This is a genomic window from Chitinophaga varians, assembly GCF_012641275.1.
Classification (GTDB): Bacteria; Bacteroidota; Bacteroidia; order Chitinophagales; family Chitinophagaceae; genus Chitinophaga; species Chitinophaga varians_A.
Genome location: NZ_JABAIA010000001.1, coordinates 2,564,185 through 2,579,149 on the forward strand (window position 1 = coordinate 2,564,185; position 14,965 = coordinate 2,579,149).

2 protein-coding genes are annotated in these 14,965 nt (G+C 52.2%); one reads left to right on the top strand and one right to left on the bottom strand.

Annotated elements, in window-relative coordinates; translation table 11 throughout:
* Positions 1-22 precede the first annotated feature (22 nt).
* Complete coding sequence (locus tag HGH92_RS10430; RefSeq protein ID WP_168870663.1) at positions 23-11,626, bottom strand: gliding motility-associated C-terminal domain-containing protein; 11,604 nt, start codon at positions 11,624-11,626, stop codon at positions 23-25.
* 729 nt (positions 11,627-12,355) lie between these two features.
* Here HGH92_RS10430 and HGH92_RS10435 point away from each other — a divergent pair.
* Entirely contained in the window at positions 12,356-14,935 is a 2,580-nt protein-coding gene (locus HGH92_RS10435; RefSeq protein ID WP_168870664.1) for an NACHT domain-containing protein, read from the top strand.
* Positions 14,936-14,965: the final 30 nt, after the last annotated feature.

Below are 14,965 nucleotides of genomic sequence, written 5' to 3' on the forward strand. Positions count from 1 at the left end.
CTACGGGTTTCTGTTCCTGTCATTATCTCATGAGGGTGACGTTACCTTTCTTCGTAATCACCTGTCCATCCTGCATGGTCGCTCTCACGATGTATACGTATACCCCTACCGGTTGTTTCTGTCCGCTCATGGTACCATCCCATCCCTGACGTTGGTCTTTGGAGGTGAATACCAGCTGACCCCATTGGTTGTATACTCTGAATTCGAGTTGCGCGATCGCTGTTCCGTACACATACAACACATCATTTACGCCATCGCCGTTCGGGCTGAAGAGGTTTGGTATGAAGATGTTGTTGCCTTGCGGGTTGGATGTTGTACAAGTCAGCGTACCCAGTCCGCTGGTTTCACAATCGCTGGCGCCGATGGCCCGTACACCGAAGTTCAGGGTCTGGTTAGGCTGCAGGTTGTTCACGGTATGTGAAGTACCGCTTGGGCCTGTGCTTGGAGCGCTGAAGGTTGCACCACCGTCGAGGGTCACTTCGTAGCGTACCGCTCCTGGAACAGCGTTCCAGGTGAAGGTGACGCTGGTAGCAGTGATGTTGCTGAAGGACACATGCGGTGCAGCAAGCGGTTGCAGCATGCTGACGATCACGGCTGTTCTTGCGCCTATGCCCACACAACCACCGGAGGGGCTTGCAGCTTCCACATAGTAGGTCGTGGTCGTATTCAGCGCAGGTGTAGTGAACACCGGACCGGTAAATACTGGTGTGCCGCCGGTAGGTGTGGTGTACCAGTTGAAGGTAACACCCGCCGTTGTTGAACCGGCTGTCAGCGTGGCTGATTTACCCGGGCAGATACCGTTTTCGTTGCCGGTCACTGTCGGAGCGGCCGGAGCGCTGATCAACTGAACGCTTACAGCGGTGCGTGTTGCACTTGGACAGCCGGTAGCATTCACCGCTTCCACATAGTACATCGCGTTAGCGGTTACCGGTGGTGTTGTAAAGCTGCTGCCGGTTGATATCGCCGTTCCGCCGGTTGCGGTAGTATACCATTTATAAGTAAGCGTTGCATCAGGGTTCTGCACACTCAGTGTCACGGTCTGGCCCTGACAAGTCTGAAGTGTTGCATTAGCCACCACCGGTACTGCCGGGGCTGCATTGACGGTGACATTCACCGCTGTTCTGCTGGCGCTTACACAACCGCCGCTGGTAGCAGCTTCGAGGTAGTAAGTCGCGTTACCGCCCGGTGTGATGGTGTAGTTAGCACCGGTGAATACTGGCGTACCGCCGGTAGCCTGTGTATACCATTTGTAGATGACGCCTGCCACACTGTTTTTCACGGCCAGCGTCACGGTCTGACCAGCGCATGTTGTTATCGGATCTGCCAGCGGAGCGTCGATAGTGGTGATCACAGTGGCTGTCACACTCACGCTTGAGCTTGCGCAGCCATTATTATTCTTCGCCACCACATAGAAGGTAGTGGTACTGTTCAGCGCGCCGGTAGTAAAGCTTGGACCGGTGGCCAGCAGCGTTCCGTTAGTCGGAGCATCGTACCAGTTATAAGTCAGCGCAGGGTCTGGTGCCTGGATGCTGAAGGTGGTGTTGCCACCGATACAGATGGTCAGGTTGTTGGACGCTACTGTCGGCATTGCCGGTGCAGGGTCTACGTTCACCACAACCGCAGTTCTGGTGGCGCTGGAGCAGCCGGTGCCGATATTGGCCTGTACATAGTAGGTAGTAGTGTTGTTTACGGCCGGTATGTTGTATACCTCACCGGTAAAGAGCAGGGTACCGCCTACTGGTGCGTCATACCATTGATAAATAAATCCTGGCTGAGCATTCTTCACAGATGCTGTCACACCGGTACCTGCGCAGGTCCTGAGACTGGTAGCTGTTACATCCGGTGCAGCAGGAGCTGAGGTTACCGTTACAGTAGCTTTTACTCTTGCGGAAGGATTACCACACAGCGCCGGATCTCCTACTGCTTCCACATAGAAGTCGGTGGAGGCGGTGAGCGGCAGGGTAGTGTAAACCGGTCCGGTGAAGACTGGCGTACCGCCTGTTGGTACGGTGTACCAGTTATACGTGATATTGTTCACTGGAGAGGTCACACGCAGTGTTGCAGTAGATCCTGTGCAGATGGTCAGTGCATTGGATTCGAGTACCGGTGTTGGTGCAGTGCCCACACTTACGGTCACTTTCGCTCTTACCACGCTGGTACAGTTACCGTTGCTGGCTTCAGCATAGAAGTCGGTCGTTACGCTCAGCGGGTTAGTAGTATAAGTGTTACCGGTTCCGAGCAGCGTGCCACCGGTAGCAGCATCATACCAGTTGTAGGTGGTACCTGCAACAGGGTTCTGGATGCTGAGTGTTACCGTGCCGCCAGCGCAAACGTTGAGCGAAGTGGCTGCAACAGTCGGAGTAGCCGGTGCTGCGTTAACCGTTACGGTGATGGCAGTCCTTGGACCAGGGCAGCCGCCGCAGGACCTTGGACAGGTGCCGCCAACGATTCCTCTTACATAATAAGTGGTGGTGCTATCGGCAGTGAAGGTGTAGGTGGTGCCGGTGAATACCAGGTTGCCAGCCGCATCATTCCACTGGTAGTTCACACCCGGCTGCGGGTTCTGCACGGTCAGTGTCACACTGGAACCGGAGCAGGTATTAACAGCCGCCGGTGTTACCACAGGTGCAGGCGGAGCAGTAACTACTGTTACTGTTGCAGTAGCACGTGGAGAAGCGGCGCCACACCTGGTCGGATCTCCTACCGCTTCCACATAGTATTGTGTGGTAGTCGTCAGCGGTGGTGTGGTGAACACCTGTCCGGTGAAGACTGGCGTGCCGCCGGTTGGTGTGGTGTACCAGTTATAGGTAAGTGCGTTGTCCGGGTTGAGGATCATCAATATGGCCGGTGTATTCGTACAGGTGGTCACATTGTCGGATACCAGTACCGGTGTTGGTGCAGTACCTACGCCGATGGATATTTTAACACGGGTAGTATCGGTACAGCTACCTGCACTTGCTTCCACATAGAAGTCAGTGGACACGGTGAGGTTTCTCACGATATATACCGGTCCGGTGAAGAGGGCAGTACCTCCGGTGGCCACATTGTACCAGCGGTAAGTAAGGGTATTCACCGGGTTCTGTACGGAGAGGACTACGGAGTCACCTGCACAGATATTAGTGTTGGAAGCGGTCACAGTTGGTGTCTGCAGGCTGGTGATGTTTACATTCACCGCTTTGGCAGTACCTGCTGCGTTAGCGCAACTGTTGCTTCCTTCTACGGTCACATAGTAGGTAGTATTTGCTGTGATCAGCCCTGTGGTGTAAGACGGACCTGTGAACAGCAGTGTTTGCAGATTAGCGTCCTGGTACCATTTGAATACAGGGTTAGTCACAGTGGTGGTGGCAGCTGTCAGTGTCACCGTTGTCTTCGCACATGCTGTAGTATCATTGAGGATGATATCTGCCGCAGTGGAGCGTTTGTTAACGGTCACATGTGCTGCTTTCAGATCGCCGGCAGCGTTTTCACAGTTGCCTGCGCTGCTTACGCTTACGTAGTAGGTGTAAGTACCTGGTGCGAGGCCGGAGACTGACAGCACACCGGTTGCGCTAACACCTTGTGTGATCGGGCCAGTCTTATCCGGATTAGCGTACCATTTGAATACCGGGTTCACCACAGTAGTGGATGTCGGTGTCAGTACAGCGGTATCGCCAGCGCAGATGGTTTGATCTGTTACATTGATATCAGCTGCGGTAGCTGCAGTGGTCACCGTGAGGGTGATGACTGCTCGTGTACCGGCGGCATTTGTACAGTTGTTGCCGTTTACTGCTTCTACATAGAATTTATAGGTACCTACGCCGAGGTTGGACGGAGTGGTATACGTGTTGGTATTGGAGGCCAGTTTGGCGCCGCCGGTAGCAGCATCGTACCAGTTGAAGTTTACGCCGGGCACTGCATTTACGCTGAGGGTAACCGGAGTATTCAAGCAGGTGGTCACACTGTCTTTGGTGGCAACCGGAGTAGCCGGCGTACCGTACACAGTTACTGTTGCTGGCAGGGAAGCCGCGCCGCTACAGTTGTTCCGCATAGCTCTTACAGTATAAGTGTAAGTACCGGAATCGAGGGTTGGCGGTGTCACGTAGGCGATGCTGTCGAGCAGGTGATTACCGTGGCTGTCGTACCAGCCATAAGTTACACCGGCCACAGGGTTCACCACGTTGATCGTCGCCTGCTGACCTTTACAGATATTGGCGTTGGTCACCTGTACAGTTGGCTGCACGATAGCACGTTGTGCGTAGTTGAAGCCTAATTCTGTGAGGGCGCCCACAATACCTGATTTCAGTTTCACTTCCACACCAGTGAACGGCTGGGTTGGTACGAAGGACAGCAGTGCGCTTCTTCCGCCACTGAGCAGGTTGAGATTAACGAGCGGGTTAGACACCAGTACGGAGTCTACTGCCGTATTACCATTGTAGGCTGTCAGCTGCAGGCTGGCCAGTACGGCGGCAGAAAGCACCTGGCTTGGGTTGGTGACCATCACTTTTACAGTATCGCCCGGAGTGGAGACACCATTGAAGTAAGCTCTTTCCCAAACGGAAGCATTCAGTACGCCAAGGTCTATAACGAGGGAAGAGTAAGTATTGGCGCTTTGGTCAACGGCCAGTTGCGGGTTGTACACATTGCCCAGCACCAGGAGGCCGGAGCCGCCGATGGTGAAGGAGCTTGCGCCTTCGCATGGCACAGGGTCCTGCCTGTCGCTGATGGTGACAGCGGTTACCGGTATTCTTGCAGAAGTACAGGAGCCGGCGCCAGGTACGGCAGCTACTACCCAATAGGTAACGGTACCGATGGTAGCGGATGCCGGTGCGGCATACTGCGCACCTTTAAACAGGGTGTCTGTGCTGGTCTGGGTAGCAAACCAGTAGAATTGTGCATTAGCGGTAGAAGCAGATGCAGTAAATACCGGTTGCTGGTTGACTACCACGGTGTCAGGGTTCGGTGTTACGGTCGGATCAGGCAGTGATGCTGCTGTGCTCACGTTAACAGCCGTTCTGGTGGCAGAGATAGTGTTACAGCTGTCATTCACCGCTTCTACATAGTAGGTAGCAGGTGCTGTTACGTTGACAACTTTATAGGTAAATCCGCTGTCGGTGTTCAGTTTGGTACCGCCGGTAGCTACATTGTACCAGTTGTAGGTGTAGCCGGCCAGCGGGGTGGCGATAGCCAGTACCGCATCTGAACCCGGACAAACTTTCACATCATTGGACTGAACGGTCGGTGCAACCGGAGCTGCAGCCACTTTCACAGCGACCTGTGTTCTTGCCGTGCTTGCGCAACCGTTGCGGTAAGCTTCCACAAAGAAGCTGGTGTCTGAAGTCAGCGCACCGGTAGTCAGGGAAGTACCATCTTTACCGGTCAGGTAAGTACCGTTGGAAGTATACCAGCGGTAAGTAACGCCTGCTGCCGGGTTCTGTACGTTGAGTGTTGCCGTGTTACCGGAACAAACAGCTACCTGAGAGGCCTGTACAGCAGGTTTGGCCAATGCACGCTGTGCATAGTTGAAGCCTATTTCTGTCAGGGCGCCTACGAGGCCGGATTTCAGTTTCACCTGTACCGCGTCAAACGGATGGGCCGGTACAAATTCGGCGATAGCCTGGGTACCGTTGCTCAACAGGCTGAGTTTCACCAGCGGATCGCTGACGGTCACAGAATCCTGCGGAGCATTGCCATTATAAGTGGTCAGCTGAACACCGCCCAGCAGTGAAGCAGACAATACCACACTTGGATCGGAAAGCAGTACCCTTACGGTATCGCCAGGAGCGGAGAGGCCGTTAAAGCCTGCTTTTTCCCATACCTCTGCATTCAGTACACCGAGGTTGATCACGAGAGAAGAGTAGGTGCTGGCATCATTGTCCACTGCCAGCTGCGGGTTGTATACATTGCCCAGCACCAGGAGACCACTGCCACCAATAGTTTGGGTAGTGGCGCCTTCGCAAGGTACTTGTGTTGGAGTAGTAAACTGTCCGTATACCACTACTACCGGCACGCGGATAGAAGAGCAGGAACCGCTGATGGATGCTTTCACCCAATAAGTCACGGTGCCTGGCGTGTTCTGAGTAGGCGGTGCGTAAGTCGGACCGGTGAACAGGCTGTCATTGCCGGCCTGGCTGCCATACCAGGTGAATGTCACGTTGGCGGCATTGGAGCTGGCTTTCAGAACGGCTTGTGTACCGATGTTGACAGAATCAGGATTAGGCGTTACCACCGGTGCGCTCAGCGAAGCAGAGATCACGATGTGGAATGCCTGTCTTGGAGAAACAGTACCGCAGGCGCTCATCGCTTCTACATAGAAGGTAGTGTCTTTGGTGATATTCGGTACATTAAATACATATCCGCTGTCGGTATTCAGTTTGGTTCCGCCAGTGGCCACATTGTACCAGTTGTAAGTAAGCTGGCTGTTCGGATTGGATACCGCCAGTGCTGCACTGGTACCTGGGCAGAGGTTCAGGGTCTGATCGGTGCCTGGTACAAGAGGAGCAGGAGATACAGTAACGGTTACGGGTATACGGTCAGGATTAGCGCAATTGTTGGCGCCCACCACCTGAACATAATAGGTAACCTTGCCTGGTGTTCTCAGGGTATCGGTGGTATAAGTATTCTGGCTGCTTAATACGGTGGTGCTGGTAGAATCAGCATACCAGCGTACGGTGGTGCCGGCAGCAGGTGTTACTGACAGGGTGGCTTTCTGGTTCACGCACACAGTATCCCCAGTACCACTAATAGTTGGGTTCGGATAGAGCACGCGTGCGCCATAGATATCAATAGCATTGAGCAGATTGAGCGTGCCGGTGAGCCTTACTTCCACGCGGTCATAAGTTCCGGTAGCGCCTACGGTGGCGTTGAACTGCTGACCGCTCAGCAGACGCAGCGTCAGCAGGTTGGCCAGTGTATCTGCTTTCACAGCAGTAGCGCCATTGTATTGAGTGATCACGATACCGCCAAACAGGCTTACATCGGCCAGGCCGCCCGGAGCTGCCATGGTCAGGCGGATGCTGTCGCCTGCGGCTCCCGGGTTCGGGAAGATGAGCTGTTGGTATACAGCACCTCCGAGTAAACCTACTGGTACACTCAGGGTGGTGAAGTTTGTTTTAGAACTGTCGATGTCATTGGTCGGATTCTGTACGGAGCAGAGGATACAACCAAGGGTAGTACCGGAAACCTGGCTGGTAGGCACATTACAATCCGGAGAAGGAATAACCGGACCGGTCACTACTACGTCTACACGTACCCGTGCAGAAGAGCAGGCGCCAGGAACGCTTACGGCAGCGAAGTAGCTGTAAGTGCCCGGATTATTAAACGGACCCACCACGAAGCTGGTACCGGTACCGGCAATGGTGGTAGTCGTAGAATCAGCGTACCAGTTAATTACCGCGCCTGGAACAGGTGAAGCGGTGAGCGTTGCCTGTTGGCCGGTCGCCACTACAACAGTGCCGGTCACCACTGGTGAAGCCGGAGCGTTCACCACATTTACCACAGCAGGTTTCAAGGCACCTGCTGCATTTTCACAACGGCCTGCGCCGCTTACAGCCACGTAGTAAGTATAATTGCCAAGGGCAAGGCCAGTGATGGTGAGATTACCTACGCTGTCTAATGCATAGTGTACCGCGCCTTCTGTCAGGCCATTGGTGATAGGTGTTGTTTTATTCGCGTCTTTATACCAGGTGAATACCGGGTTGGTAACGGTGGTAGAAGTGGGTTTCAGCATGGCGGCACCGCTAACACAGCTGTGGGTGGTATCGGCCAGGTTGATGTCTGCCGCAGTGCTCAGCGGATTTACCACTACTGTCACCGGTATACGGTCAGGGTTAGCGCAATTGTTGGCGCCCACCACCTGCACGAAGTAGGTTACTTTACCAGGTGTTCTCAGGGTATCAGTGGTATAAGTATTCTGGCTGCTTAATACAGTATTGCTGGTAGAATCAGCGTACCAGCGTACGGTAGTGCCGGCAGCAGGTGTTACTGACAGGGTTGCTTTCTGGTTTACGCACACGGTATCTCCAGTACCACTGATAGTTGGGTTCGGATAGAGCACGCGTGCGCCATAGATATCAATAGCATTGAGCAGATTGAGCGTGCCGGTGAGCCTTACTTCCACGCGGTCATAAGTTCCGGTAGCGCCTACGGTGGCGTTGAACTGCTGACCGCTCAGCAGACGCAGCGTCAGCAGGTTGGCCAGTGTATCTGCTTTCACAGCAGTAGCGCCATTATATTGAGTGATCACGATACCGCCAAACAGGCTTACATCGGCCAGGCCGCCCGGAGCTGCCATGGTCAGGCGGATGCTGTCGCCTGCGGCTCCCGGGTTCGGGAAGATGAGCTGTTGGTATACGGCACCTCCAAGTAAACCTACTGGTACACTCAGGGTCGTGAAGTTGGTTTTAGAACTGTCGATGTCATTGGTCGGATTCTGCACGGAGCAGAGAATACAACCAAGGGTAGTACCGGAAACCTGGCTGGTAGGCACATTACAATCCGGAGAAGGAATAACCGGACCGGTCACTACTACGTCTACACGTACCCGTGCAGAAGAGCAGGCGCCAGGAACGCTTACGGCAGCGAAGTAGCTGTAAGTGCCCGGATTATTAAACGGACCGACCACGAAGCTGGTACCAGTACCGGCAATGGTGGTAGTAGTGGAATCAGCGTACCAGTTAATTACCGCGCCCGGAACAGGTGAAGCGGTGAGTGTTGCCTGTTGGCCGGTCGCCACTACAACAGTGCCGGTCACCACTGGTGAAGCCGGAGCATTCACGATGCTTACCACAGCAGGTTTCAGTGCGCCTGCCGCGTTTTCACAACGGTTGGAGCCGGTAACGGCTACATAATAAGTATAGTTGCCAAGGGCCAGACCGGTGACGGTGAGGTTACCCACGCTGTCTAGTGCGTAGTGTACCGCGCCTTCTGTCAGGCCGTTGGTGATGGCGGTGGTTTTATTCGCGTCTTTATACCAGGTGAATACCGGGTTGGTAACCGTGGTAGAAGTAGGTTTCAGCACCGCAGTATTGCTAACGCAACCAAGGGTGGTATCTGCCAGGTTAATGTCTGCCGCAGTACCCAGTGTATTCACAGTAACTACAACGGGTATACGATCAGGGTTAGCGCAATTGTTGGTGCCTACCACCTGTGCCCAGTAAGTTATGGTACCAGGGGTATTGAGTACCGGCGTAGTAAACGGATTGCTGGTGCTCAATACTGTAGTGGTAGTAGAATCCGCGAACCACTGGATGCTGGTGCCCGGTGCCACGGTAGCGGAAAGGGTGGCAGTGGAACCAAGACAGGCTTTTACATTTCGTACCAGTGCGGTTGGGTTAGGGCTGATGATGCGTGCACCATATATATTGACGGTATTCAGCAGGTTCAGCGTGCCGGTCATTTTCACTTCCACGCGGTCGAAGGCGCCGACGGCAGGAATAGTCACATATCCCCTGGTAGAGGAAAGCAGTGAAATATGCAGCAGGCTGCCCAATGTGTCTCTTGTCACCACATTGGTGCCATTAGCTACTGTCAGCACTACGCCGCCCAGCAGGGAGACATTGGCCAGACCATCCGGGAATTCCAGATCAAACCGCACACTGTCTGTCGCTGCGCCTGGTTGCGGGAAGATGAGCTGTTCGAAAGCAGACCCACCCAGCAGACCGACCGGAACGCTCAGTTGTGAGAAGTTGGTCGGATCACTGTCCACCGCGTTGTTCGGATTGTTCACCGCACAAAGCACACAACCGAGGGTAGTGCCCCATGCGCTGGTGGTAGGTGCATTACAGGAAACCGGAGCGCCGCCTGTTGTAACGGTGACATCTACACGAATTCTGGCGGAGGAGCAACCACCCGGCAGCCGTACGCCTACAAAGTAGGTATGTACTCCTGCTGTGGGGAATGATCCGATGTTGTAAGACGGGCCAGTAGCAACCGCGGCCAGTGTAGTATCAGTGTACCATTCAATGGTGCCGGCAGGAGCGGAGGCCGTCAGCGTGATGGGTTGATTGACAACTGCAGAAACGCCGGTAGCTGTTACCGGAGGAACAGGGCTGGTACCGACAGTAACAGTAGCAGCAGCGAGCGCGCCGGCCTGGTTTTCACAATGGGTGCTGTCTGTGATACTAACATAGAAGGTAGTAGACGGAGCAGTAAGTCCGGTGATGGTGAGTTTGCCCGCAGCGTCTATAGCGTAGCTGATGGCCCCTTCTACCAGACCATTGGTGATCTGGGTGGTTTTATTGATGTCTTTATACCATTTGAAGGTAGGTGTACCGGAAGGATTGGTAGCAGAAGGTGTAATGGTAGCGACATTTGCGCAGACCGCGGTAGTAGGCGGTACAGTAATGTCGGCTGCAGTAGCGTATTTATTGACCTGGACTGTCACCAGTGCTTTCGCTGATTCAGAAGCGGAGCATGTTTTCAGCATGGCAGATACATAATACCGGAAAGAACCGGCAGTAGCCCCCGAAGCGGTAAAGCTGGAACCAGTTCCCACAATGTTGGTTTGAGTAGAATCGTACCAGGTATAGTTATAATTGACATTATCAGGATTGCTTACATTCAGTACTACATCCGTACCGAGACAGGTGGTCTTAAGAACGCCGCCTGCAGAAACCGGGGCAGGGGACAAGCGTTGAATCTCATGTATATTTAATGCAGCAAGCGCACTGACAATTGCCCCGAATCTCACCTGAATATGGTCAAATGGTCCGCTTGAAGCAAACGAAAGCGTTTGTATGCTACCGGACCCTTGCAACAGATCCAGGCGAAGCAGATTGCTGTTGCCTGGAATACTATCAACGACGGTACCGCCATTATAGGTTAGAATGGTTATCGAATTTAATAGCTGAAGCGTTAGTAATGTGCCTGGATTCGAGACGACGACCCTGACCGAGTCTCCCGTCTTGGACAATCCGGGGTAGATGGCAGTAATTTGCGCCTGTCCGGCAGCTGCCAGTGCAGTCTGCATGGTAGCATATGTAGAGATGTTGTTGTCTATTGCATTTTGTGCATTGGTAACTCCTCCTAATGAAGCGAGGCCCAGATCGGCTGTAGCACCGGTGAGCACATCAATGGGGGTGTTACAGGCTATAGTGCCGGTAGCAGGTTTATTATAATATGCAGCGTATACTTTCAGGCTTAATGCCGCAGAGAGCAATCCTGCGTCAATTGTTACGCGTACCCTGTCGTATGCTGCTCCCGGTGCAGGAACGAACACTTCTGCCTGATTGCCGCTTACGAGGAGGTTCAGCAACGTCCCGGCAACATTGGCCGGAGTACCTACCGGCGTAGAACCGTTATACGCCTGTACCTTAATTGCACTTGCCAGGCCAAGAGACAGCAGTGTTCCGCCGGTACCGATTTTCACGATGGCGGGGTCAGTCGCTGAAGGTGTCTGGCCGGCGGGGAAGATCACTTCCTGGTAGATAGTTGCCAAAGCGGCGACGCCGGCATTGATTACTGATCCGGTTTGCAGAAAGTTGCCGGTGACGTCCCTGGCGCTGTCAGGGTTAGCCACACTACAAATAAGGCAAAGGCCTGTGGCTGCATGCGCTTCGCTGTTCGCATATACACGTTGCGTCTGTGTTTGCGCCATGGCCGGCTGTGCTATCATCCCGAAGGTCATCAACAGTAAGAGCAGGTTTCCCAATAACCGGGTATGCCTTTTGAAGAATAGTGACACGGCTGTGTTCAAGGCACTTTTTGCCCTGGATTGGGTGATAGGGGCAGCAATAAAAGGGCAATTAGGAGTAGTGTTTGAATGCATAGCACCAGATATTAAAATAAAACGATATTCATTTTGCAATGAATTACAAATTACTCTGGCGGCAGGATAGGTTACGACGTGGCTACATGACAATGATGGAAAAGTGAGGTGATAGATGTATCCCACTTTCAATCATATGTTAAAGGTTTGCAAAAACGTTACGAATGTATAGTGAAGAAGGGGATAAAAGGTGGTTCATTTTAGTTCATTTTGGGCGGCAGTGTCCCTTTCATTCATTGGCAGATTCAGCTGTTCAATTTGTTCATTTTGATGACGACGGTCATCTTTTTTATGTCCTGACATTTATCCGGGCAGGTGGGAACCGGGCTGACGGGTAAATTTTTTTATTTTTCTTCTGCTTTTTTTAGATACCCACCAGCGAAGGCCACCAGAGTTGACTTTCCATCTATCTAATTAATATACAATTATATTACACATAAAATAATAAACAAATAAATAACACAAAAGTATCTTTATTATAAATTCTCATATATATAATCATTTTTAAAATTTCCTGTTCATTTTGTTCATTTTGCTTTTTATAAATCTAAACCACTGACTCAGACGTACTTAATGAAGTATCGAAAATTCCTAATCCATTTATTGTCCCCTATGATTGATCTATCCTATGACTTCATCATGACACTGCAGAAAGAAGTATTGCGCAGATACGGTGTTGAAGTCATGTCATCGGCAGATTGCAAAAATCTGGCTCAGTCCATATTGGATAACACCACCAAACTGGTGAGTGAGACAACGCTCAAAAGGGTATTCGGATTTGCTGTTACACAACACAGCTTTTCGCGCTACACATTGAACACGCTCTCACAATATTGCCGGTTTAAGGACTGGGAGGATTTTCAGCAACATCATTATCAATTGCTCAACAGCGCCAGTCGCAGCAACCAGCAACTGGACACACGGAGATGGGATGAACTGAAAACCAAAGCGGATGCAGTATCCCACTACACTATCCTGACGCTTAAAAACCGTTCGGGAATAGCATTCCCGTTTACTGTTCCCCGAACGTTCTGTAATGCGCACATTGAGCGGTTCCTCGAAAGCGACTACGCTGCCACCGCCCTGATAGCCCCTTCAGGATGGGGCAAATCCGTGGCCCTGGTACACCTCGCCGAACACTTCTGGTTCTGCAGGGATGCCCGGTTTAAACACGACGTATGCTGGTTCATCCACGCACACGCCGCCGGCAGCCTGCTGCTCAAAGGCTTCTCCCTCGCCAATTGGCTGGACAACCAGATGGACCTCGGCAAAGGAGAAAACTTCCGCGAATACTTCTCCAGTCACTTTAATAATAAAGGTGGCCGGCTGATACTCATCATCGATGGCTTCGATGAAATCGCCGTTTCAGGAGATAAACTCAAACTATTATATACCAAGCTGGAAGACTTCGTTTATTCGAATGACCGCTACCCCTGGGTGAAAGTCATCCTTTCCATCCGCAGCAGCACCTGGTCAGAGATATTCCAGCACTCCCACCAATATCCGGCCTTCCGCCGGTACTGGTACCTGGGACCGGAAATGGACGAGGAAACAAACATCAACCTGCCCGCCCTCACGGAACAGGAAGTGAAGTCTGTGCTCTATAACCACCATTTTGACCCGTCCACCATCCGGATGTTCTCAGAGAGCTTCCTGCAGAAATTACGGAACCCGTATTACCTCCAGCTTTTCTGTCAGCTTAATACCGGACCAGACCAGAACTTTGTGGATGAACACCTCAGCCTGTTCGAGATCGTGTCGCGGTTTGTACAGAACCGCGTCTTCAACTCACAAAGCAATGCCTTTAAAATAAAGATCATAGAAAAGCTGCTGGCACAACTCGACTATGGCCGCAGCGGCATCTATATCGACAAGAGCAAACTGCTTAATCAAAACGCCGATCTGTTCCCTGCCTATAAGGAACTACTGGCAGATAACATCCTTGCGGAGGAAAACCTCAGCCAGGAAATCATGTTCCATGTAAAAGTGCGCTTCGCCCATACGTTCCTGCTGGAATACTTCGTAGCGATGCATTACCTCCAGCAAAGCAATCAGGAAATCAACGAAAACCTGCTGCGGAACATACTCGACCATCTGCCACAATCTCCTTACCGCATCGGGGTGTTCCGCTGGCTGCTCCGCTATGCGATCACCACCCGGCAAACGGAAGGCATCATCAAAATGTTCCATCTCCCGCTGGCAAACATCGAAAAATCACATCTGCTCGAATATCTCGTGCTTCATTATCAGCATGAAGGCAACAACCAGGTGGAACTGAAATCGATCTTCCCCGCAGGATTCTTCAAAAAGAACCCGCTCAACCAGATCATCAATGATGAATTCATGCACTTCCGCAAACGAAAAGTGCTGAATGCCCTGCTGGGACTGGCCGAAGCCCGGGAAGACAAACTCAAGATCCGCAACATGCTTTTCAGCATGGCATTGCTTCAGCTGGACGCAGAACAGTGCGAGCTGGAACTCAACAGCATCAAAAAGCTGTACAACGCAGATGAATTTGACGGAGAACTGTGGGTAACCCCTTACGAAATACTCCTCTTTATATATGAGTATCTCAAATTCGGTTTTGTGAACGAAGGCATCCGCGCCAAGATATACCAGTACCAACAGTATTGGGGCCATGCTTCCCGGCAGCAAATGTCTGTGGCACAGGAAATCGTATTCCGTAACATGGGCACCGCTTTCCTGCTGATGGAAGATTATGAGCACCTGCTCAACTTCACCCAGCGATTGTTCCAGGCATACCCGTCACTGCCTTACCGCAAAGCGGACTCCTTCCGCCTGATGCTGCTGCTATGGCAGGCGCAGGGGCATCTGGGAATGGGCAATATCAAATCTGCGGAAAGGATCTGCCGGCACGCCGACCAGGTCATCAAAAAATACTCCTCCGACTATTTCAGCGGAAAACACCTGGAATCATTCCAGAAACTGCTGCATGCCACGGTATATTATAATGAACACGAGTTCCATAAAGCGATCCGTGTGGCCGAAATAGCCATTGAACATGCACAGAAACTGGACCTGAAAATACTGGCGCTGATGAACTTCGCCCTGCTGAAGAACATTTACCGCGACCTGAACATGGACAAACAGATCACAGACACGCAACAACAAATAGAATTAATTCGCAACAGCACCTCCTTTAAACAGGCCATTCCAAATTTTGCGAAGTGATTATGGCATAATTTTGCTTTATTGCATAGC